We start from the raw sequence: 21801 nt of genomic DNA on the forward strand, positions 1-21801 counted from the left end.
GCGCAGGGCACCCTACGGACAATGACCGCATGACGTTGACGATTTGGGTCGATGACTGGCAGATTCAGTGCTGCGGGGAGAACTTCACACCGGGGGATGTCGTCTTCTGGCACCTGCTGGAAGTCGATCCCGAGGATTACGCCGACCTCGTTGGCAGCGAACGTGCTGCGGAGATCGACTTTTGCGAAGAGCATCACGGCGGGGAAGGCGAGCATGCGCCAACCCGGTTGCGGGTGCTGACCATCACGGAGGTGCACTGTAGGTACGAAGTCCCTCTAGGCAGCACGTCGAACGTGCGGCATCCGGTACCAGGCACAACCGAATTGGCAGGGGTCCGAGAGGCGGACGGACGGGCAGCGAATCGCCCACACGTCGACTTCACCGGCTATCTTGTGACGGCCGAGCGGACCGAACTGTCAAGGGCGCCTGCGTCGTCTGACACCAGCGGCTGACACCAACACGGGCGTACGTTGCCGATCAACGGTGAACCTCAGCGGCAGCAGGACCAGGGTTCAGTGGACGCTCATCATGGTCGAGAGGCCCCTCGATCGACCTGATAAGGATGAGGCCAGACCTCAAAATCAGAGGAACTGATCTCGTGCTGTCGAACGGAGACATTTGCCGTTCGGAAGGCTGGCCCGTGCCAAGATCGTTCCATGGAGTGTGACGTGTGTGGGCGCCAGATGCAGCGCTGGCCAGTTCCACCCACTCGATGGGAGGACGAGATTTGGTCCTGCTCCTGGTGCTACGCAAGCACGCACGTGGGTGGAGAGTTCTTCGAGATCGCCCGTCCGCCGTACATGCCCATCGATATGCGGTGGGAGCGAGCAGCCGCCTACGATCTACCTCCCTCCACCTCCCATGCCTACGGCTCGTACAGCAGGACACTGTGCGGTATCGAGCGAGACCAAATGTCCCCTTCGGATCACCTGTGGCTGCCAGAAAGAGAGTCAGCATGTGACGCCTGCCGGGAGGTGGCAGCTCTCGTCGACGCGCGCTGGCCGATCGCCATGCGAGGTGTTGACGCACGGGTCAGCGTGCGGAAGCCGTCGGCCTGATGCGAGGGCGACGCTGATGCCGTACAGCAGCGAAGTACAGCAACCACCACGCCCACTGCCGACCGTCACCAGCCCTCAGCCGCCAACCGACGTGCCCGGCCGACTTCAGAGACCGCCGCGCCCATGGTTCGCATCGATGGGGCCAGGAGCCCAGCAGGCCCGTCAGCTTCGACTCGTTGGCCTGACTGAGTCATTGAGAATCAGCCGACCACGTGGGCATGCCCGCACGGCCAACACCGACGTCTAGGCTGCAGGTCGCAGTGCTGATTGATTACACAGCGGACTCAGGGAGCCATCGCGGGGCTCGGCTGATCGCTCGGCCACACATCCGGCTCACCTCCTCCGTCGGCATCCTCGCACCCATAGACGAACCACCTGACACCGTCCTCGTCCGTGTCGCCGACGGCATCGGACCACTGCCGTCCCTGCTCTAGACACCATGGTGTGAGGTCGTCCCCGGACGCCTGTGCCGTCTGACCGGACAGGTAGCCAGCCGCATAGGCGTAGGGACTGGGTTCATCTACAGTGATGCCGGGTCCGCACCCGGTAACAGCCGCGAGGGCACAGGCAGTAAGCAGGGCAGCGCAGAGCCGCATTGTGTATCCCCCAAAGATGTTTGCGCGATCTTGCATACGCCCTAGCGGCCGTTCTCAGCCAGGCGCGGTAGTGGGCGGGCGGGACTTGGTGGAGAGCATGTCGAGGGATGCACGCTCGCAGGATTTGTTTCGGGACGAAGCGGTCCCCGTGCCACAGCCGTGCCACATCGTGCGGTCACTCACGGTCAACGACGGCTCGCCGCAGTTGAGATGCGCCGGTCGCCTGGGCGACCTCTACAGCCAGACTGACCTGGGGAACGGTGCCATTCACCACGACCGCCCTTACAAAGCGGATGCCGGCGGATCGAAACCGTCCGCGCCCACCAGGGCAAAGACCCCCAGCCGGTCATGGCTGGGGGTCTTTGGCGTGCAGGTCTGACATCAGTGGCACAGGCACTACGCGCGATGCGGACGCCTCGTGAGCAGCCGGGCCATGTGGCCGACGGCCTCGCGCCGCGGGTTCTGGACGACGTGGGCGTGGGCGTTCATCGTGACGGCGGACTGGCTGTGATGAGGGCGAGGGTCAGGATCAGAACCCCGTGTTCTGGTTCTTGGCGTTCGCCATGTTCAGTCCTTGGGCGAGACCCTGCGCCGCCGCCGCACGCTCCCGGGTCCCCCGTTCCCCCGAGCCGCTTCTGCGTCGCAGTACGACCAAGCAGATTCCGAACGCGGCCGCGAAGGCGACCGCGACGGAAACGACGACGATCATGTTTCCCCCATTCGTCTGAAGGAATCAGCGAGGGCAGGAGAGGCCTGCCGCCCGGCACCCTGACTGATTCGATCACTCCGCATCCTGAGCGTCGCCCGTTCGGACTTCCCGCAGGGTGGAAGCCGGATCATAGTCTCAGGGGCAGTCCACGACCAGCCTCAGCTCGGCAGGTCAGAGCCGCCGTTGTGGGCCGACAGCAGCGGCTGACACCGACGAGTGCGGGCCAGGGAGGTCGGCCCAGCGTGCCGTCAGGCCTCTCGCCCGAGCGCCGGGATCCGTGACGGGCCTGGTAGTGCCGGAGCCGACGGGACTCCGTACGCCTCCCGTGCCTTTCGGGCCGGAAGCGGCCGGGGAACGGCGGTCGTTGTCGGGCGAAGGCGCGACGGGTTCATGGCCGTCCGAGGGGTGCCGTGACTGGGGAGACTTCGCCGGTCCGGCTGGGTGTACGTGGGGGCTGCGGGGCGACTTCGTCGTTGTCGGCGAGGTCGCGGAGGGTGCCGGCGAAGACCAGGGCGGGCGGGGTCTGACCGGCGGTGCGCCACAGGACGCCGTAGTCCAGTGTCGGTCCGTCATGGAAGGGGATGAAGGCGACGCCGGGACGATCGTGGTAGTGCGCCGCGCGGGCCGCCACGATGGACACTCCGAGGCCGGCGGCGACCAGCGGGGGTACCTCGGGCCAGAACATGTAGGACGGTCCGCGCGGGATGGGGCGGCCCGTCGGGGTGTGGGTCGGCACGTGGACGTCCAGCAGGGTTCTGGAGACGTTCCCACCCGGCGTGATCAGTGGTACGTCGGCCAGGTCCTCCAGCGACACGCTGTCGCGGCGCGAGACCGGATGGTCGGCCGGGACCATTAACGCCCGGGGCTCCTGGAGCAGGACGAGGCCGGCGGTGATGCCGGGGTCGGGGGCAGGCAGCTCGCTCACCTGCAGGTCCAACTCGCCACGGCGCAGCGGGCCGTGCGGATCGTCGAACTGGATCTCCTGGATCTGCACGGTGCAGTGGGGGTACCGGGTCCGGAAGGCCTCGGCGGCTTGGTGGACCAGGTCGGCGCACCAGGGCGTCGAATAGCCGATGCGCAGCGAACCGGTCAGACCCTGTGTCTTGGCGACGGCCTGTTGCAACTGGACGTACGCGGGCCGCAGATCGTCGCGGAGCTGCTTGCCGAGTGGGGTGAGCCGGACCGTTCGGGAGGTACGTTCGAACAGCGGCGCGCCGATGCGTCTTTCCTGCTTCTTGATGGCGTGACTGACTCGGGACGGGGTGATGCGCAGCCGCTCCCCGGTGCGTCCGAAATGAAGTTCCTCGGCCAGCGCCAAGAAGATCTCGATGTCGCGCAGTTCCATGGCCCCTCCCGATCATGAACTTAACGGTCGGCGCAGCGTTGACACAACAGACATCGATGACTGTCCGGGCAACGCTGCCTTGCCGGCTTCGCGGTTGTTCGGCGGAGGCCGCCCGGCCAGGCTGGTGCCCGGCGCCTCGGTGAGCCGACCGGGCGTGCCCGAACCGCCGTCAGCGGTGAATTCGGTTGCTGGACAAGAGACTTCGGAGGCGCTCGGGACCCTGCGGCCGCAACGCCGGTACGGCGAAGCGCCGTTCGTTCGTCACTCGTCAACCCTCTGCCCGTAGCTGTCCTTTTGGACTTCGGTCGCATCGACGCAGCACGGCTGCCGACTCGGTCCCATCGGTTTCTTCGGCCGCTCGAGCGGGAGTCGGAGCACTTCGTGTGTCACGGGGCATCGGGCGGGCGATCTCCGGGCGGCCGGTGCCCGACCGGGTGCCGGTGGTCGTGCACCGCCGCCGCGTCGCAAGCCCTCAGCGATGCAACGGACACCGACGTGGATACAGGCACAGACATGACTACAGACATTGACCTCCGGGGAGATCAGCATGGATTTCGGTAAGGACGGCTTCTCCGAAGCGGGGCTGCGCGGACTGCGCGAGGTGCTGGAACGTCACGTGGGGTCCGGGCGGATTCCCGGACTCGTCGCCCTGTTCAGCCGGGGCGACGAGACGCACGTCGAAACGATCGGGACGATGCTCCACGAAGGCGGCGCGCCGATGCGCCGGGACACGATCTTCCGGATGGCGTCCACGTCGAAGCCGGTCACGATCGCGGGGGCGATGGTCCTGCTCGACGAATGCCGGCTGCGCCTGGACGACTCGGTGGAGCGGTGGCTGCCGGAACTGGCCGACCGGCAGGTGCTGAAGCGGCTCGACGGCCCGTTGGACGACACCGTGCCGGCGCGGCGGCCGATCACCGTACGGGACGTGCTGACCTCCACGTTCGGCCTCGGCATGGATATGACGGTGCTGGGCACTCCGATCATGAACGCGGTCTTCGAGCAGGGGATCACCCCCAATCTGCCGACGCCGATGCCGGAGCAGGACGAGTGGATGCGCCGCCTGGGCACGCTTCCGTTGATGCACCAGCCGGGGGAGTGCTGGCAGTACCAGATCAGCAGTGATCTGCTCGGCGTGCTGGTCTCCAGGGTCACGGGCCGGTCGTTCGAGTCGTTCCTGCGCGAGCGGATCTTCGAGCCGCTGGGCATGGTGGACACCGGCTTCCATGTGCCCGCCGACCAGCTCGACCGGCTGCCGCCGCTGTACGCCCCCGACCCGGGTACCGGAGAGTTCCACGTGTGGGACGAGGCCGCGACGGGGCGCCACAGCTCGCCTCCGGCGTTCCAGGGCGGCGGCGGTGGGCTGAACTCCACCGCGGACGACTACCACGCCTACTTCCGCATGCTGCTGAACCACGGCATGCACGAGGGCAAGCGGATCCTGTCCCGGCCCGCCGTCGAGCTGATGACCACCAACCGTCTCTCGCCCGGACAACAGGCAGCCCGGCACGCCCTGGCCGTCGACAACGTCCACGTGTCCCACGGCCAGGGGCAGCACGGCGGATGGGGCTTCGGCATGGCGGTGCGCACCTATCGCGGTGACTACGCGCCGATCGGACAGTTCGGCTGGGACGGCGGAAGCGGCACCTCGACGTACGCCGACCCGGTGAACGGCGTCACCGGAATCCTGCTCACCCAGGTCGGGGCGTCCGTCCCGGATCCGGTGCACCTCATGCTCGACTTCTGGACCGCGCTCTACCAGGCGATCGACGACTGACACGGGGCCCGTGGCCCCGCCACACCCGCTCCTGAGCGATCCGGGCACCCGGGGGGCCACCGCCGGTTCGGTGGCCCCCCGGGTCCGGGGTCCACGAGGTCGGCGATGGAGCGTGGAGAGGCCCCAGAGTTCGGCGACGCGACCGTCCCGTACCCGGAAGATCTCCATCATCGAGGGCAGCGCCCGGTCATCGGCGTCCGTGCCGGCCGAGGTGCCACGCGGCGTCGTGCGGACGGCGGTCTTGTCACCTTCCCCGACCATGTCCTCGACGACCACCTGGACCTCGGGGAGTCCGGCCTGGAGTCCGCGCCGGGCCGCCACGACGGCGTCTCCCCGACGGTGCCGGGGGATGGCTCACGAAGTCGGCGGAGAAGATCGTCTCCGCGGCGGCGAGGTCACGGGATCGAACGCTTCGTACATGCGCCGGGCGACGGCCCTCGCGCCGTGCGGCATGTCGCTCCCGAGAGCGATCGACCTGATGGCCGGGGTTCGTGACCGCTCATGACGAGGGATCACCCGCGTGCTTCAGCCGCATGCGGGCGTCGACCTTGTCCGGCGGGGTGACCTCCGACCAGAACCGGTGACCGGTGACGAACACGGCGAGCTCGAGCTCGCGTCGGCGCAGCTTCTCGACCTCGGCCTGTTCGTCCTCCGTCCAGCCGGGGGAGGCGGGACGCTCCACCTTGCGCCAGCCGCCGGTGTCGCTGAAGCCGTCCAGCGGTTCCACCGACCAGGGGAGTCGTTTCAGCAGGGCCAGCAGCTCGGCCCGGACCTGATGCAGCTCCTCCTGACCGGCGAGGAGGTCACTCGGAAAGTCATCGGTCACAGCCACGCCGCAATGCTACGCCTGTTCGATTTTGTGATGCGAGTTCCTTCCGGGACTTCACACGAACGAGTGTTCTGGAGTCCTGTGGCCTGGGGGTTCGATGTGGCCGCACGCGCCGCACGCGCCGCACCCGTCGCACACGCCGCCGCCGTCGGGCGGGTGGCCGGGCAGGGGAGACTGTGCAGGCTGAACTGGACAGTCTGGACTGTTTAATTTACGGTGACGGCATGGACCGGAGTGGAAAGCGCGAGGGCGACACGGGCGTCTCGGATTCGGCGGCTCGCGCCGCGCAGGATCTTCGCGTCGCGTTCAGCCTGCTCCGGCGGCGGATCCGGGAGGTCTCCGAGGGGCAGGACCTCACGCCCTCCCAGGTCTCCGCGCTCACCCTGGTGAGCAAGAGCGGCGCCGCCACGGCCAGTGCGCTGGCGGCGACCGAGGGCGTGCGCCCGCAGTCGATGGCCGCCACGCTCGCGGCCCTCGACCGGTACGGGCTCATCCAGCGCAACCCGGACCCCGGGGACGGCCGGCGGCAGTTGGTCACCCTCACGGATGCCGGGCGTGAGCGCGTCGAAGGCACCCGGCAGGCCCGTTCGGAGTGGCTCGCCCAGGCCTTCCAGGAGCGGTGTACGGAAGGCGAGCGACAGACGGTCATCGAGGCCATGGCACTGCTGGAACGGCTGGCCCGGCCGTGACGCCCGGCCTGCGCGGGCGGTTCCAGCAGCGGTTCGCCCCCGCCTTCACCCCGGTGCTCCGACGCCCCTCCGGCCGATTCGACCGCCGGCCGATCGTCCCGATGGTCCTCGGTACGGTGCTGAACCCCGTCGACTCCTCGATGATCGCGGTGACGTCGGTGCCGATCGGCGGCGCGCTCGGAGCCGCGCCGGCGCGGACCGCGTGGCTGGTCTCCGGGCTGTACGTCGCCACCGCGGCGGGGCGGCCCGTCGTCGGGCGGCTCGTAGACGTGTACGGCCCACGGCGCCTCTGCCTCGCCGGTACGGCGACGGTGGGCGTCGCCGGACTCCGCGGCGCCCTGTCCCGAACCCCGGTGTGCTGGCCGCCGTCCGGGCACTGCTCGGATTCGGCACGTCGGCCGCGGGTCGGCCCACCGGTACAGGGCATTCTGATTGGCCAGGCCATTGAGACCTTGCGGCACGCCCACGAGGGCGCCGACGCCGGACGCCGGCCAGATCGCGCTGCCGGGGTCCAGGGTCAGGAGCGCCGCGCACCCGGCGATCCGGACGAGACTCCCGACCATGTCGCCGGCCTGCCTGGTCCTCGGAGCGCTACGCCTGCCGAAGACCGGAACCCGGCCCGACCAGGCCCCGCTGCACCGGGCCACGCGACCCCCGGCCCTGCCGCACCCGGCGACGCGGCATCAGGCCCCGCCGGACCGGGCCGCCCGGCACCCGGCCCCGTCCCGGCAGACCCCGCCGCACCCGGTCCCGCAGACCGCGCCGCCCGCTGCCGAGACACGCCGCCTTCCCCACGGCGCCGACACCGACGGCCTGTACCACCCGGCCCTCTTCATGCTCGCCGGAGCGGTACTGCTCCTGGCGGTGACCCTCATCGACCGATCCCTTCACGACCTCACCCCGCGAAAGGCCTGACCATGGCAGTCACCACGCTCGACGACCGCACCGCGCTCGTTCTCATCGACCTCCAGCACGGCATCGTCGGCAACCCGGGCCTCGCCCCGCACGCCGCCGCCGACGTCGTCCCGCGGGCCGTCCGGCTCGCGGACGCCTTCCGGGGCCACGGCCTGCCGGTCGTCCTCGTCCGGGTCACCGCCGCCGCCGACGGCGCGGACGCCGTACGCGGCCGTATCGACGGTCCGAGCCGCGCCCGTTCCTTCCCGGAGGGCTGGGACGTCATCGTCGACGACCTGGCCGGGCACCCCGAGGACATCACCGTGACCAAGCGGAACTGGGGCGCCTTCTACGGCACCGACCTCGACCTGCAGCTGCGCCGACGGGGCGTCACCCAGATCGTGCTGGCCGGCATCGCCACCAGCATCGGCGTGGAGTCCACCGCCCGGGCCGCGCACGAACACGGCTACCACGTCAGCCTGGCCATCGACGCGATGTCCGACCTCGACGCCGAGACGCACCGCAACAGCGTCGAGCGGATCTTCCCCCGCCTCGGTGAGACCGGGACGACCGAGGAGATCGTCGAGCTGCTGGACAAGACCCGGGGCTGACCGAAGGCCCCCGACGAGCCGCCGCTACCTTGGGGTCCGTGACCCTGGATGATCTTCGTGTGTTCGTCGCCGTCTGCCGGGCCGGGAGCCTGAGCGCCGTGGCCCGGGAGCTGGGCTGCACGCAGTCGGCGGTGAGCCAGCACGTACGCCGGCTGGAACGCGAGGTCGGGGTCGGGCTCGTCGAGCGGCAGTCCCGGGGCGTGGTGCCCACCCGCGCCGGCCGGATCCTCGAACGGGCCGCCGCCGACGGGATGGCCGGCCTCGACCTCGCGCTGCGCCGCCTCGACGACCTCGCGCGGGGCGGGGGCGGCGCGGTGCGGATCGCCACCGGCGGCACCACCGTGCGGCACTTCATGGCCGAGGCCGTGGTCGAGTTCAGGCGGAGCCATCCCGGGGTGAACCTGGAGTTCCGGACCGAGAACTCCAGCCGGAGCTGCTTCGACGCGCTCGCCGACCACGACCTCGACCTGGCCTGGGTCACCCTCGGCCCGCTCGTACGCGGAGTCGAGCAGCGGCCGGTCGTCGACCTCCCCTGGGTGCTCGCCGTACGCGCCGACGACGAACTCGCCGGGCGGGACAGCGTCGAGGGGGAGGAACTGGCCGGACTGCGGATCGTCGGGCTGCCCGAGAACTCCACCTCGCGCGCCCACCTCGACTCCACCTACCGGGAGTTGGGCATATCGACGGCCGCCTGCGAAACCAGTGTCGCCGACTGGGACACCGCGATCCTGCTGGCCGGCCTCGGCCTCGGTCACGCCGTCGTCCCCGATCTGCCCGGCCTGCGCGGGCCCGGCCACCCCGAACTGCGCTTCCTCCCCGTACCGGCCCTGCCGCTCCTCACGGTCGGCTGGGCGGCACGTCAGTGGGACGCCCTGTCCCCCGTGGCGCAGGCTTTCGCCGACACGGTCACCCGGCACTGCACGGACGCCCGCGCCGAGGCGGGGGACTGAACCACCCGCAGCGGCGCCGATTGCCTCTCACCGCCGACGCGGCACCGGGCGCCCGCCTCGGGTCAGGCGCCCCCGGCGGCCGCCGTCAGATCCCGCACCAGCGCGCCCGCCACCGGCACCGGCACCCCGTGCCGCTCCGCCGCCCGCAGCAACGCACCGCCGATGGCGTCGAGTTCGAGCTCCCGGCCCGCCTCGGCGTCGCGCTGCATCGAGGACTTGGTGGCCGCCGGGAAGGCGTCATAGCGGGCGAGGGCGGTCGCCGGATCGACGGGAGCGCCGCAGGCCCGGCCCACAGCCGCCGTCTCCTCGACCAGAGCGGTCAACTCCTCGCGGTGCAGCGTGCGTACGTCACCCACCGGCACCCCGTACCGCGTCGTCAGCAGCGCGAACGGGGCGAGGAACGCCATCTTCGCCCAGAGTGTCGCGGCCTCGCCGTCCTGGACCCGGGCCTTTGACCCGGCCCACTCCAGGGCCCCGGCGAGCGCGTCGACGCGCGCCCGGGGCGCCGTGTCGGCGGTCAGGTCGATCTCGGCGAACGGGCTGCCGTGCTCGATCACTCCCGGCGCGATCCGAGTCGACTCCACCCGGATGACCGCGGGGGCCACCTGCTCGGGGAGGTAGCGCTCGCGCAGCGGCGCCGGGTGCTCGACCCCGTTGAGGAACGGGACGACCAGACCCCGCTCGCCCAGGGCCTTCGCCGGTACGCGCTCCAGGGCGGCCTCCAGGGCCGTCGCCTTGACCGCGATCAGGCACACGTCGGCCGGCTCGCGCAGCTCGGTGTCCGCCTCCACCCGGGCCGTGAAGTCGCCGAAGTGACCGCTGCGCACCTCGATGCCGTCCGCGGCCAGCCGCCGCGCGGTCTCGTCCCCGGCGAGACAGATCACCCGGTGGCCACCGCGCGCCAGCAGCGCGGCGAGCAGCCCGCCGACACCGCCCGGTCCGAGTACCGCCACCGTCAGCCGGTCGTCAGCCATGTCCTCGCTCCTCTCAGGGGGACCCCGGCGGGGCCCCGGTGATGATCACAAGCCGCTGACGGCGAGTCAATCCTCGGAGATCCTTGCCCAACCCCAAGGTTTCGCTGGGGTGTTGATGCGGGCGGACGCCCGGGGCGCTGCCACCGGACCCGCGCGCGGCCGAGAACCCGGCGCCCGGCAGGTCCTACGGCACCCGCACCGTGGTTCCCGGCTCCGGCAGGCGCAGCCGCTCCGAGAGTCCGGCCTCGGCGAAGGCCTTCGTCAGGGTCGGTCCGTCCTCGGTGAAGTGGCCCCAGTGCTCGAAATGCAGGGGAACGACCCGTGTGGCGCCCAGGATCTCCGCCGCCCGCGCCGCGTCCTCGCTGGTCAGCGTCAACGGAGCGGCCGGCACCAACGGGGTGCGCGCCGCGCCCGCGAACAGCACGGCCACGTCGAAGGGGCCCTCCCGGCCGGCGATCTCCCGGACCACGTCCAGGGACGCGTTGTCGCCGCTCACGTACACCTTGGGCAGTTCCTCCCCGGACAGCGCGAAGCCGGTCACCTCTCCCACGAGGGGCTCCGAGCCGTCGGGTCCGTGCCGCGCCGGCACGGCCGTCACGCGCAGCACCCCGCCGTCCGGACGGGCCAGTTCGACGGACTCCCAGGGGCGCACGGCCCGTACGGGCGCGCCGATCCGCTCGTACGCCGACGCCGTCGACAGGGTCAGCGGCCCGTCCCGGAGGTACGCGCGGCCGGACCTGTCCAGATTGTCGGGGTGCTGGTCGTGCGAGAGCAGGACGGCGTCGACCGGGCCGAGTTCCCCGGCCGGCAACGCGGGACCGGCGGTCTTCACCAGCTCGCGGGCGCCGACGGGGTACGCGCCGGGAGCGTCGAAGGTCGGATCGGTGAGCAGCCGCAGGCCGCCGATCGCGATGAGGGCGGTGGGGCCGCCGACGTAGGTGATCTCCACTGAGGTCATGTTCCGAACAATCAGCGGAACCGGTGGCGGTATTCCTCGCCGCTACGGCCTTCTTCGGCGAGCGGTGACCACGACGGTGCCGTACGCGCGAGACTGGACGCATGTGCCGCAGCATCAAGACACTCCGCCCGCCCGCGATCCCCGAGGAAGCCACCGGGGAGGAGATCCGCGCCGCCGCCCTGCAGTACGTCCGCAAGGTCTCCGGATTCCGCGCCCCGGCCGCCCACAACCGTGAGGCCTTCGACCGCGCCGTCGAAGCGGTCGCGGCGGCCACGGCAGAGCTGCTGGACAGCCTGGAGGTGCGCGGCGCGGCGGCCCGGCGCGCCGGATAGCGCGGCCCGGCGGATCGGTCAGACGCCGGTGCGCGGTTCCCGTACGGCGGGTCTGCGCACGAGGTAGGCGGCGCCCGCGCCCGCGGCGAACAGCGCCCCGAAGGAGACGCCCGTCGCGAGCCAGGTGGCGCCCAGCCACTGGCCGCCGAAGTAGCCGAGCGAGACGCTGTACCCGGCCCAGGCCAGCCCCGCGAGGACGGACCAGGGCAGGAACTCGCGGACCCGGCGGTGCGCGGCGCCCGCGCCGAGCGAGACGACCGAGCGTCCGGCCGGGGCGAAACGGGCGACGACGACGAGCACGCCGCGGGCCCCGCCGCCACGGGCCAGGACTTCGCCGAGACGTTCCTGCGCAGTGGTCAGGCGGCGGGAGCGGGCGATGGCGCGGTCCAGCCAGGCCCCGCCGCGCCAGGCGAGCCGGTACGCCGCCAGGTCGCCGAAGACGGAGGCGGTGGCCGCGCAGAGGGTCAGCACCAGGATGTCGGGCACGGCGTGCGGAACGGCACCGGTGGCGGAGCCCGCCGCGGCCGTCGCCGCCGCGATCACCAGGACGCCGCTCGGCAGGACCGGCAGGAACACATCGAGAACGACGGACACGGCGACCACCGCGTAGATCCATGGGCTGCCCGTCAGCGACCCCACACTCTCCAGCACCGAAACTCTCCCCCGACTCCCCCGTGGACAGGACCGCGCCGCCCGCTCCCGGGGAGCGGCGGAACAGCCTGTGACAGCCATACAGCGTACGCCGCGGGTGTGACAGGAGATCCTCTGGGGCCGCATGTTTCGATCACAACACGCTCACGGACCCGCACGCTCCGGTACGACATACGGCTCGAATGTCCGCTATAGGAGCAGGCGGGGGCGTGGACGGGGTGAGGACGGGATGAGGAGGGAGGGCGCGGACGGGGGTGGCGGGGAGGGGCGACAAGGCCTAGTGCGGGGTGATCGTGGTCTCCTCCACCGTGGTCAGCCGGGCGCCTTCCCCGGCGCGTCCGCCGATCCGCGGCCGCCGCGCCTGTTCGAGACGCAGTGCGGCGGAACGGCCGTGCAGCGTCAGGGTCATCAGCTGGTTGCCGAACCACGGGCCGCCGTTCTTGCGCCAGTCGACCAGGGGGCGCCCGCGGCGGCCGTGCCGGGAGAGGAGGCTGCCGAGCATCCGGGCCGGGCGGCTCCAGCCGAAGCGGAAGCCGAGCCGTACGGAGAGCGGGATGGAGTTGTGGACGGGGGAGCAGGTCAGCTGGAGGACCCGGGCCGCGGGCCGGAGGGAGGGGTCGGCCCAGACCGGCTCGGCGACGTAGGCGTGGTGCACGTCCCCGGACAGCACGCACACCGTCGCCGGCGCGTGCTTCCCGGACCCGGCCTCGGCGATCAGTCCCGTCAGGTCCTCGAACGACTCCGGGAACGCCGCCCAGTGCTCCAGGTCCGCGGCGCGGCGCAGCCGCTCGCCGAACCGTGCCCAGCGCGCGCCCCGTTCACCCCGGCACAGTGCCGCGTCCCACGTCTCCGCGTGATGGATCAGCGGGGGCAGCAGCCAGGGCAGGGAGGTGCCGATCAGCAGGTGGTCCGAGGTGCCCGGCGCGTCCAGGGCCTGCTCGCGCAGCCAGGCCGCCTCCCCGGGGTCGAGCATCGCGCGCTTCTTCTCGTCCAGGACCCGGGCCGCGCGGGTGTCGAGCATCAGGACACGGGTCCGGCCGAAGTCGCGGCGGTAGCTCCAGCGGAACGAGGCCGGGTCGCCGTCGGCCCGGGCAGCGAAGGCGCGCAGCACGTCCGTGCCGTCGGGGGTCTCGCGCACGGCCGCGTAGAGCGGGTCCTCGGAGAGCTCGTCCGGGGAGAGGTTGCCGAGGTGCTGGTGGACCCAGTACGACATCAGGCCGCTCAGCACCCGTTCCCGCCACCACGGGGTCGCCCGGATCTCCGCGAGCCAGGACGCGCTGGTGTTCCAGTCGTCGATGACGTCGTGGTCGTCGAAGATCATGCAACTGGGCACGGTGGAGAGCAGCCAGCGGATCTCGGGGTCGAGCCAGGATTCGTAGTAGAGGCGGGTGTACTCCTCGTAGTCGGCGACCTGCCGGCCCGGTGGGTCCGCCAGACCCCGCCGTGCGGCGATCCAGGCACGGGTCGCCTTCGAGACCTCGTCCGCGTACACCTGGTCGCCCAACAGCAGCAGTACGTCCGGGCGTTCACCGTCCGGGGCGGCGGCGAGCCGGGCGGCGAGGGTGTCCAGGGCGTCGGGCCCGACCGGGTCCCTCTCGCCCGCGGGCGGCGCCGCCCAGCGGCAGGAGCCGAAGGTGACGCGGACGGCGCCCTCGTCGCCCCCGAGGGTACGGACGGCCGACGGGGGGAAGGACGAGTCGGGCGGCGGCCAGACCGTGGTGCCGTCCAGCAGGACCTCGTACGCGGTGACGGTGCCCGGTGTCAGCCCGCTCACCGGCACCAGCGCGTAGTGGTGGCCGGCTACGTGGAACGTGCGGGCCGTTCCGCGGGCGCCGTCGGCGCAGCGCACCTCCGCGGTGCACGGACGGCTCGCCTCGACCCAGAAGGTCGCTGACGAGCCGTCCACGTACCTCAGCAGTGGTCCCAGGCAGAGCTCCGCCATGGTGATCCCCTCCTCCGTCGCCCCGTACGGTACGGAACGACGGAGGGCGGTGGGGAGGTTCCGGAAACCGCGCGCTGCGTGGGGGGACGAGGTCCGGAACCCGGGGGACCGGACGGCCGCCGAACACGGGAGACCGGCGGCCGCCGGCCGGTGGGGCGGGCGCGGGTCAGCAGCCGCTGAGGACCGAGGTCAACTTGCTCTTCTCCGCCGAGTCGACCTTGAGGTTGTAGTAGTACTTCACCTGGACCCAGGCGCGGACGTAGGTGCAGGCGTAGGCGGTGCGGGAGGGCATCCACGTGGCCGGGTCCTGGTCGCCCTTGGACTGGTTCACGTTGTCCGTGACCGCGAGCAGCTGGGGGCGCGTGACGTCGTTGGCGAAGGCCTGGCGCTGGGCGGTGGTCCAGGCGCTCGCGCCGGAGTCCCAGGCCTCGGCGAGCGGGACGAGGTGGTCGATGTCGACGTCGGAGGCCGCGGTCCAGGTGGCGCCGTCGTACACGGAGTACCAGCTGCCACCGGTGGCTACGCAGGCGGAGTCGGTGGTCACGCCCGAGCCGTCCCGCTTGAGGATGTACTCGCGGGTGTTGCAGGTCCCGCTGATGGTGATCCAGGTGGGGAACAGGTCACGGTTGTAGCCGGTGCGGCTCTCCGTCGCGACGGTGAGGGACGCGAGGTAGGTGCGGGCGGTGGCCGCGCTGACCGGGGTGGGGAGGGCGGCGGAGGCGCTCGGGCCGGTGAAAACACCGGCCATGGCTATGAGACCCGTGAAGGCTGCGAGTATGCTCAGGCGTCGACGCGCGTAGACCTTTGACATGCGAACTCCCTTGGGGTGTGGGGGCGTTGCGGAGCGAGCGAACGAATGCTCGCGGCGTGGTGTTGCCGGGAGATGAGTGCGCGGTTAGAAGCTAATGACGTGCGCATGACAGCACAAGGTTGATGGCGGAACTTTCGGTCCGCGGGGAGGGCCGAGCCGACTCCGGCGTGGCTTCTGTCCGACTCCGGCCCGACTCCGGCCCGGAGATTTCCGGCTGGGGAGTCTTGGGCGGGGGCTTCCGTGGCGCCTTTGGGGCGGGTGGATCGACGTCGGTCGGATCGGGGCCGGGCGGGGCGGGGGCGTCGGCTCGGGCCTCGGGCGGGAGCGCTCGGCTCAAGGGCCTTGGTGTGGAGCGCTCCGGGCGGCGCTCCCGGCCCGGTGGTCTCCGTCTGTCCGTCCGGGGCGTACGGCCTGGGACTTTCGGCCCTGTGGGGTCCCGTCCGGGGTCGCGTACCATGGACCGCGCAGAAGGGGAGTAGCTCTTCGCCGGACCGTCGACATACTGCTCAGCTCGCCTGAGCCGGCGCCCGGAGGCAGGCCTCGTCCACGAGGCCGGCCAGCGAGACCTTCGGCAAGCAGTGCACGTGCCCGTGCCGGGCCTTTCCGGCGTGGGCGCTTCGGTCCGCACCTCCCGGTGCGGGCGTAGCTGTGTGCTGCCGTGCCGAGGTGTCGCGCAGTCACAGCAAGCGCAGTCGCAGCACTCTCGGTGGGGCAGTCCCGACCGATTGAGGAATTTTGCTCAGCATCAGCGTGATGGCGCTCGTCTTCGGCGTCGTCTTCCTTGCCGAACTGCCCGACAAGACCGCCCTCGCGGGCCTCGTACTCGGCACGCGCTACCGCGCCTCGTACGTCTTCGCCGGTGTCGCCGCCGCGTTCGCCGTCCATGTCGCGCTCGCCGTCGCGGCCGGCAGCGTGCTGACACTGCTGCCGCAGCAGCTCCTGCACGCGCTCACCGGTGTGCTGTTCCTCGGCGGTGCCGCGGTGCTGCTGATGAAGAAGGACGACGGCGAGGAGGAGATCCGCAAGCCGGAGAACCAGAGCTTCTGGAAGGTCTCCGGGGCGGGCTTCATGCTCATCCTCGTCGCCGAGTTCGGCGACCTCACCCAGATCATGACCGCGAACCTCGCCGCCCGGTACGACGACCCGGTGTCGGTGGGGCTCGGCGCGGTGCTGGCGCTGTGGGCCGTCGCGGGGCTGGGGATCGTGGGCGGCAAGGCGCTGATGAAGCGGGTGCCGCTGGCGTTGATCACCAAGGTGGCGGCGGTGCTGATGACGGGGCTGGGTGTCTGGAGCCTGTACGAGGCCGTCGCGGGCTGAGTCCCGCCGGCTCGGCCCGGTCCGGGTGCCCGGGATGCGGGGTCCGCGCCGGTGCGGGTTCGTCGGGGGTCGGGGCCGTGCCGGCGCATCCGGTCCGTCGCCGCTGGATCAGGCGCTGGTCGGAGGTGCGAACCGCTGCTCGATCCGGACGTGGGCGACGGACCTCGGGATGTACCGGCACGGCCCCTTCCGTCGGATTCGATTCCGGCCGCGGGGCGCGTGCGGGGGACCGGGGGCCGTGCGTCTGCGTCTGCGGGTGGGGATGCGGGTGGGGTGTGGCTGGGCCTCGGTGTGTGGGTTCATGGTGATTCGGGGGTGTTCTCGGGCTTCTGTTTCGGTGGGGGTGCCGGGCGTGTTGGCGTCGGGGGGGATTGTTTTGTATCGTGAAGAAACAAAGTGGTTCCCGTCCGTATTTCCCTGACCGGCGGGCGGGGCCGCCTTGTTCTCAGGAGGACGTGTCGTGCCTCCTCGTCTGCGCTTTGGAGCATTCCGATGACGACGGCCGCCACCGTTCTGACCGCCCGCGCGTTTCTGCTCGACATGGACGGCACCCTCGTCAACTCGGATGTCGTCGTCGAGCGCTGCTGGCGCGGCTGGGCCGACCGGCACGGACTGGACGGGGACGAGGTCATGAAGGTCGTCCACGGCAGGCAGGGCTACGCGTCGATGGCGCTCCTGCTGCCGGACCGGCCCATGGAGCAGAACCACGCGGAGAACGCGCGGATGCTGGCCGAGGAGACCGCCGACATGGACGGCGTCGTCGCGATTCCGGGAGCGCCGGAGTTCCTCGCCTCCCTCGCCGGAGTGCCGCACGCGCTCGTCACCTCCGCCGACGTGGCGCTGTCCACCGGGCGGATGGCCGCCGCCGGACTCGGGCTTCCCGACGTGCGCGTCACCGCGGAGTCGGTCGGCGCCAGCAAGCCCGATCCCGAGGGCTTCCTGAAGGGTGCGGCCGAGCTGGGCATCGCACCGGAGGACTGTGTCGTGTTCGAGGACTCCGGGGCGGGTATCGCCGCGGGGCGGGCCGCCGGGATGCGGGTCGTCGGAGTCGGTCCCCGGGCGGGAGTCCACGGGCCGGACGTGGTCGTGCGCGATCTGACCGAGGTGCGGGTCGAGGCTCTCGGCGACGGGACGGTTCGCCTTCACATCGGCTGAGGGCGGGCGCCACCACGGATCCGGTGACACCCGCGTAGCCGCCTACGGCTCCGAGGTCTCCGCCTCCAGGGCCGCGCGCGTGGCCGCGCCGTAGACCCCCGGCTCGTCGCCCGAGACCCGTCGCGACCACTGGAACCAGCGCACGGCGTCCTCCAGATGGCGGTCGAACCGGCCGTCGGCGTTGCGCATGTACATCCGCGTCTGACGCAGCCGCAGCTGGAGTTCGACCACCTCCGGCCCGCTGTCACCGCGCCGCAGGGCCTGTGCGGACGCTCCGTCCGAACCGCCGTCGTCGGGCGCGGCCACCGATCCGGTCGCGGTCGCCCCGGTGCTCGGGGTGACGGACGCGGGCGCCGACGTGGCCGAGCCGGAGGGGCTCGCCGAGGTGTCCGACGCGGACACCGACGGCGACGGGCTCGCGCTCGGGGAGGGGTCGGCGGACGCCGACGCCGACGAGGTGGCGGACGTGCTCGCGGACACCGACGCCGAGGCGCTGTCGGACAGCACCCTCGGAACGCTCGCCCGGACGTCCTCGGGCTGTGCCGCGTCCCGCGCGGGAGTGTCGTACGACAGCAGTCCGCTCGCGACCCCCGCCGCGGCCACCATCGTCACCACGACTCCGGCGACGGCGATGACACCGGTCCGGCGTCGCCGCCCCGGCCGGCCGGCGGCCGAGCCCCCCGCTCCGCGCTCCGGAGAGTGTTCCTGGAAGAGGCGCACGTCGGTGGCGCGCGCCTCCGAGGGAAGCGCCGTCAGCCGCATCGTCGCGTCCGCCGGTACGGCCGACGGCTGCGGGGCCGGGGCGGAGGGGACGGCGGCGGCCAGCTGCATGGTCGCGTCGTTCGCGGGGGCGGTGGGCCGCGTGCCCGTGTCGGCAGGGATCGCCGACAGCTGCATGGTGGAAGCGGGGTCGCCGTCCCCGTTCGCCGCCGGCATCGGGAGTCCGCCCGTCGGCGCGCCGCCGTCGGCCGCGAAGCCGTACGTCCGCGTGTCGTCGAAAGTCCCCTGTGCTCCGTGGGGTGCCCCGGGACCGTCCGCCGCCGCGGAGGCGCCTTCAGGCGTCCAGGAGCCGGCCTCCGTGGCGGCGCCGTGCGCCGCGCCCGGACCGCCATGGCCCGGCCCGGCGGACCCGGAGTGCTCCGGGCTCAACTCCACGTAGGGCCGGATGCGCAGAGGATTGAAGTCCTCCGTCGCCGCCGCCTCCGTGGTGCGCGCCTCGCGCAGGGCGTCCGACGCCCTGCCGGTGCAGGCGCAGGACGGGGTGCCGTCCTGCGCCCGGTGCGCGTCGCACTCGGGGCAGACATGCCCGGTCGATCCAGTCACGAGTGGGTCCCTCCCCATGAGAACTCCAGCGATTATCCGGACGACCTTGATGCAACGTTCAAGCAGCCCCCCGGAATGTTGAATTCCGGTCGGCTCGACAGGCCATAACCGGACACACCGATCAGGATGGAGGGTGACCGGGACCCTCGGGGCTCAGGGAGGCCGCATGACCGGGGACGCGCACGGCTCGGACACGCCCGGGACGGAAGGGGCGGACGAGCCGGCCGGCGGCGCCACGGGCGGGCGGAGCGGCCCGCACGATGCGATCGAGGTGAGCGAGTCGGCGCTGCGGCGTCGTACCGCCGCGGCCACCGACGCCCACGACAACGTGCACGGCAGCGTCTTCGTGTCCATCGGCGCGCTGCTGCTCGGCATGCTGCTGGCCGCGCTGGACCAGACGATCGTGTCGACCGCGCTGCCGACCATCGTCAGCGATCTCGGCGGCCTGGAGCATCTGTCCTGGGTGGTCACGGCGTACCTGCTCGCGTCGACGGCGGCCACCCCGCTGTGGGGCAAACTGGGCGACCAGTACGGCCGCAAGAAGCTGTTCCAGGCGGCGATCGTGATCTTCCTGATCGGCTCGGCGCTGTGCGGCATGTCGCAGAACATGGGCGAGCTGATCGGCTTCCGGGCGTTGCAGGGACTCGGCGGCGGCGGGCTGATGGTGCTGTCGATGGCGATCGTCGGCGACCTCGTCCCGCCGCGTGAACGGGGCAAGTACCAGGGTCTGTTCGGGGCGGTGTTCGGCGCGACGAGTGTGCTCGGGCCGCTGCTCGGCGGCCTGTTCACCGAACATCTCAGCTGGCGCTGGGTCTTCTACATCAACCTCCCGGTCGGCGTCGTCGCGCTCGCGGTGATCGCGGCGGTCCTGCACATCCCGAAGAAGTCGGCCCGGCACGTCATCGACTACCTCGGCACGTTCCTCATCGCGGCCCTCGCCACCTGTCTGGTCCTGGTCGCCTCGCTGGGCGGCACCACCTGGGACTGGGACTCGCCGCAGATCATCGGCCTCGCGGTCCTCGGCGTGGTCCTCATCGCCGCCTTCGTCGTGGTGGAGCGGCGCGCGGCCGAACCCGTCCTGCCGCTCAAGCTCTTCCGCGTCCACACCTTCACGCTCTCCGCGATCATCAGCTTCATCGTCGGCTTCGCGATGTTCGGCGCGATGACCTACCTGCCGACGTTCCTCCAGGTCGTGCAGGGCGTGTCGCCCACGATGTCCGGCGTGCACATGCTGCCGATGGTGTTCGGGCTGCTGCTGTCGTCCACGGTCTCCGGGCAGATCGTCAGCCGTACCGGCCGCTGGAAGGTGTTCCCGGTCGCGGGCACCGGGGTCACCGCCCTCGGCCTGCTCCTGCTGCACCAGCTGGACGAGCACAGCAGTACGGGCGAGATGAGCGCGTACTTCTTCGTCTTCGGCCTGGGCCTCGGCCTGGTCATGCAGGTCCTGGTCCTGATCGTGCAGAACGCGGTGTCGTACGAGGACCTCGGCGTCGCCACCTCCGGGGCGACGTTCTTCCGGTCCATCGGCGCCTCGTTCGGCGTCGCGATCTTCGGCACGGTCTTCGCGAGCCGTCTCGGCGACAACCTGACCGAGGCGCTGAGCGGGCAGCGGCTGCCTCCCGGCGTCTCCACGGACTCCCTGAAGGCCGACCCCAAGGGGATCGGGCAGCTGCCCGCCGATCTTCAGCAGCCCGTCCTGCACGCGTTCGCGACGTCGATCACGGATGTCTTCCTGTACGCCGCCCCGGTCGCCCTGCTCGGTTTCGTCCTGGCCTGGTTCCTGCGCGAGGACAGACTGCGTGCCTCCGTCACGGCGCCCGACGTCACCGAGACGCTCGCCAGCAATCCGGTCGAGCGGTCGTCGTACGACGAGGTGTGCCGGGCGCTGTCCGCCCTCGGCAGCCGGGAGGGGCGCCGGGAGATCTACGAGAAGATCACCGAGCGCGCGGGCTACGACCTGTTGCCGGCGGCGAGCTGGCTGCTGCTGCGGATCAAGAAGTACGGGTGGGCGGAGCCCTCCCTCCTGGCCGAGCAGAGTGCCGTCCCCCTGGGTGTCGTCATGGCCGCGTCCCGCCAGGTGGAGGAACGCGGACTCGCCCGCCGCGAGGGTCTCGACCTGGTCCTGACCGACACGGGCCACGCGGCCGCCGGGAAACTGTCCCTGGCCCGCGAGGAGTCCCTGGCCGAACTCCTCGGCGACTGGTGGACTCCCGACCGCCCGACGAACCTCACCCAGTTGGTCGCGGAACTGAACGAGGAGATGTGCGGCTCCGACGCGGAGCGGCCCCACGAGCGCACGCTGCTCGGCCGGCCCGAGGGAGAGATGGGCTGAGCGTCAGCCGGTCAGGTCCTTCCGGAACCAGTGCTCGGCGTAGGGCTCGTCGTTGTGCGCCGGGGTCTCCTCGTAGCCGTGCCGGGCGTACAGCGCCCGCGCCTCGACGAGGTCGCCGCGGGTGTCCAGCACCAGCCGCCGGGCACCCAGGCCGCGAGCGGCCTCCTCGGCTGCCGCCAGCAGCAGCGGGGCTCCGCCCTTGCCGCGCAGGCCCTCGCGGACGAAGACGCGTCTCAGTTCGCCCGTCGTGGCGTCGAGCATCCGCACCGCCGCCGTGCCGCCGGGTTCGCCGTCGTACCGGCCGACGAGGAGCACACCCGTCGGCGGCGTGAAGTCGCCGCCCGGCTGCGCGGCGATCTCCCGCTCCAGCTCGTCGGGATCCGTCGTCCGCCCTTCGTGCAGCAGGTACCACCGGTCACTGACCTCGGTGTAGTACGCCCGCCAGAGCGCGGCGGCGGCGGGGGAGTCGAAGGGTTCGGGCGCCACGGTCCACGAGGAGGGCGCGTCGGAGGGCGATCTGGTCATGCCGGTCATTGTCATGAGGCGTC

20 protein-coding genes and 2 pseudogenes are annotated in these 21801 nt (G+C 71.5%); 11 read left to right on the forward strand and 11 right to left on the reverse strand.

Annotation, left to right across the window (positions count from 1 at the left end):
- Positions 1-29 precede the first annotated feature (29 nt).
- A complete protein-coding gene (locus ACFYW7_RS03295; RefSeq protein WP_389497280.1) occupies positions 30-452 on the forward strand; it encodes a DUF6578 domain-containing protein in 423 nt (140 codons plus the stop codon).
- A gap of 1731 nt (positions 453-2183) precedes the next feature.
- On the opposite strand, the gene ACFYW7_RS03300 is transcribed toward ACFYW7_RS03295, so the two are convergent.
- Both ACFYW7_RS03300 and ACFYW7_RS03305 read right to left on the reverse strand, forming a co-directional pair.
- A complete protein-coding gene (locus ACFYW7_RS03300) occupies positions 2184-2363 on the reverse strand; it encodes a hypothetical protein (RefSeq protein WP_389497281.1) in 180 nt (59 codons plus the stop codon).
- A gap of 388 nt (positions 2364-2751) precedes the next feature.
- The gene (locus tag ACFYW7_RS03305; RefSeq protein WP_389497282.1) at positions 2752-3708 is read right to left on the reverse strand and encodes a LysR family transcriptional regulator; all 957 of its coding nucleotides are present in this window, start codon (positions 3706-3708) and stop codon (positions 2752-2754) included.
- 547 nt (positions 3709-4255) lie between these two features.
- Here ACFYW7_RS03305 and ACFYW7_RS03310 point away from each other — a divergent pair.
- Complete coding sequence (locus ACFYW7_RS03310) at positions 4256-5485, forward strand: serine hydrolase domain-containing protein (RefSeq protein WP_389497283.1); 1230 nt, start codon at positions 4256-4258, stop codon at positions 5483-5485.
- A gap of 129 nt (positions 5486-5614) precedes the next feature.
- Here the strand turns inward: ACFYW7_RS03310 and ACFYW7_RS03315 are convergent.
- A pseudogene (locus ACFYW7_RS03315) lies at positions 5615-5836 on the reverse strand (nuclear transport factor 2 family protein); the annotation flags it as partial.
- A gap of 148 nt (positions 5837-5984) precedes the next feature.
- Positions 5985-6317, reverse strand: a complete 333-nt coding sequence (locus ACFYW7_RS03320; RefSeq protein WP_389497284.1) for a hypothetical protein — start codon at positions 6315-6317, stop codon at positions 5985-5987.
- 221 nt (positions 6318-6538) lie between these two features.
- Here ACFYW7_RS03320 and ACFYW7_RS03325 point away from each other — a divergent pair, with 221 nt between their 5' ends.
- The 5 genes and pseudogenes from ACFYW7_RS03325 (at position 6539) to ACFYW7_RS03345 (ending at position 9458) form a co-directional block, all read left to right on the forward strand.
- A complete protein-coding gene (locus ACFYW7_RS03325; protein WP_389497285.1) occupies positions 6539-7003 on the forward strand; it encodes a MarR family winged helix-turn-helix transcriptional regulator in 465 nt (154 codons plus the stop codon).
- A gap of 140 nt (positions 7004-7143) precedes the next feature.
- Positions 7144-7269: pseudogene (locus ACFYW7_RS03330) on the forward strand (hypothetical protein); the annotation flags it as partial.
- Between the two features lie 295 nt (positions 7270-7564).
- On the forward strand, positions 7565-7918 hold the full coding sequence (locus ACFYW7_RS03335) for a hypothetical protein (RefSeq protein ID WP_389498615.1): 354 nt from the start codon (positions 7565-7567) through the stop codon (positions 7916-7918).
- Positions 7919-7920: 2 nt separating this feature from the next.
- Positions 7921-8508 (forward strand): hydrolase, encoded by a 588-nt coding sequence (locus ACFYW7_RS03340; RefSeq protein WP_389498544.1) that lies wholly within the window; start codon positions 7921-7923, stop codon positions 8506-8508.
- Between the two features lie 38 nt (positions 8509-8546).
- The gene (locus ACFYW7_RS03345; protein WP_389497286.1) at positions 8547-9458 is read left to right on the forward strand and encodes a LysR family transcriptional regulator; all 912 of its coding nucleotides are present in this window, start codon (positions 8547-8549) and stop codon (positions 9456-9458) included.
- 62 nt (positions 9459-9520) lie between these two features.
- Here ACFYW7_RS03345 and ACFYW7_RS03350 read toward each other — a convergent pair whose 3' ends face one another.
- Positions 9521-10432 (reverse strand): ketopantoate reductase family protein, encoded by a 912-nt coding sequence (locus ACFYW7_RS03350; RefSeq protein ID WP_389497287.1) that lies wholly within the window; start codon positions 10430-10432, stop codon positions 9521-9523.
- 184 nt (positions 10433-10616) lie between these two features.
- Positions 10617-11390 carry an MBL fold metallo-hydrolase gene (locus tag ACFYW7_RS03355; protein WP_389497288.1) on the reverse strand — a complete coding sequence of 258 codons (774 nt, stop codon included), beginning with the start codon at positions 11388-11390 and terminating at the stop codon, positions 10617-10619.
- Between the two features lie 101 nt (positions 11391-11491).
- On the opposite strand from ACFYW7_RS03355, the gene ACFYW7_RS03360 reads away from it, so the two are divergent.
- A complete protein-coding gene (locus ACFYW7_RS03360) occupies positions 11492-11722 on the forward strand; it encodes a DUF2277 domain-containing protein (RefSeq protein WP_389497289.1) in 231 nt (76 codons plus the stop codon).
- 18 nt (positions 11723-11740) lie between these two features.
- Here the strand turns inward: ACFYW7_RS03360 and ACFYW7_RS03365 are convergent, their stop codons facing one another.
- The 3 genes from ACFYW7_RS03365 to ACFYW7_RS03375 all read right to left on the reverse strand — a co-directional run bounded on the left by ACFYW7_RS03365 (position 11741) and on the right by ACFYW7_RS03375 (position 15126).
- Entirely contained in the window at positions 11741-12373 is a 633-nt protein-coding gene (locus tag ACFYW7_RS03365) for a DedA family protein (protein WP_389497291.1), read from the reverse strand.
- Between the two features lie 277 nt (positions 12374-12650).
- Positions 12651-14315 carry an alkaline phosphatase D family protein gene (locus ACFYW7_RS03370; protein WP_389497294.1) on the reverse strand — a complete coding sequence of 555 codons (1665 nt, stop codon included), beginning with the start codon at positions 14313-14315 and terminating at the stop codon, positions 12651-12653.
- 166 nt (positions 14316-14481) lie between these two features.
- A complete protein-coding gene (locus ACFYW7_RS03375; RefSeq protein ID WP_389497296.1) occupies positions 14482-15126 on the reverse strand; it encodes an HNH endonuclease family protein in 645 nt (214 codons plus the stop codon).
- Positions 15127-15861: 735 nt separating this feature from the next.
- On the opposite strand from ACFYW7_RS03375, the gene ACFYW7_RS03380 reads away from it, so the two are divergent.
- Both ACFYW7_RS03380 and ACFYW7_RS03385 read left to right on the forward strand, forming a co-directional pair.
- The gene (locus ACFYW7_RS03380) at positions 15862-16443 is read left to right on the forward strand and encodes a TMEM165/GDT1 family protein (RefSeq protein ID WP_389497298.1); all 582 of its coding nucleotides are present in this window, start codon (positions 15862-15864) and stop codon (positions 16441-16443) included.
- 492 nt (positions 16444-16935) lie between these two features.
- Positions 16936-17598: an HAD-IA family hydrolase gene (locus ACFYW7_RS03385; protein ID WP_389497300.1), complete on the forward strand. Its 663-nt coding sequence runs from the start codon at positions 16936-16938 to the stop codon at positions 17596-17598.
- Positions 17599-17640: 42 nt separating this feature from the next.
- Here ACFYW7_RS03385 and ACFYW7_RS03390 read toward each other — a convergent pair whose 3' ends face one another.
- Positions 17641-18921 carry a peptidoglycan-binding protein gene (locus tag ACFYW7_RS03390; RefSeq protein ID WP_389497302.1) on the reverse strand — a complete coding sequence of 427 codons (1281 nt, stop codon included), beginning with the start codon at positions 18919-18921 and terminating at the stop codon, positions 17641-17643.
- A 166-nt stretch (positions 18922-19087) separates the two neighbouring features.
- On the opposite strand from ACFYW7_RS03390, the gene ACFYW7_RS03395 reads away from it, so the two are divergent.
- Positions 19088-21253: a DHA2 family efflux MFS transporter permease subunit gene (locus ACFYW7_RS03395; RefSeq protein ID WP_389497304.1), complete on the forward strand. Its 2166-nt coding sequence runs from the start codon at positions 19088-19090 to the stop codon at positions 21251-21253.
- A 3-nt stretch (positions 21254-21256) separates the two neighbouring features.
- Here the strand turns inward: ACFYW7_RS03395 and ACFYW7_RS03400 are convergent, their stop codons facing one another.
- Positions 21257-21778 (reverse strand): GNAT family N-acetyltransferase, encoded by a 522-nt coding sequence (locus ACFYW7_RS03400; protein WP_389497306.1) that lies wholly within the window; start codon positions 21776-21778, stop codon positions 21257-21259.
- Between the last annotated feature and the right edge of the window lie 23 nt (positions 21779-21801).

It is taken from the genome of Streptomyces sp. NPDC002580, from assembly GCF_042889485.1.
Lineage (GTDB): Bacteria > Actinomycetota > Actinomycetes > Streptomycetales > Streptomycetaceae > Streptomyces.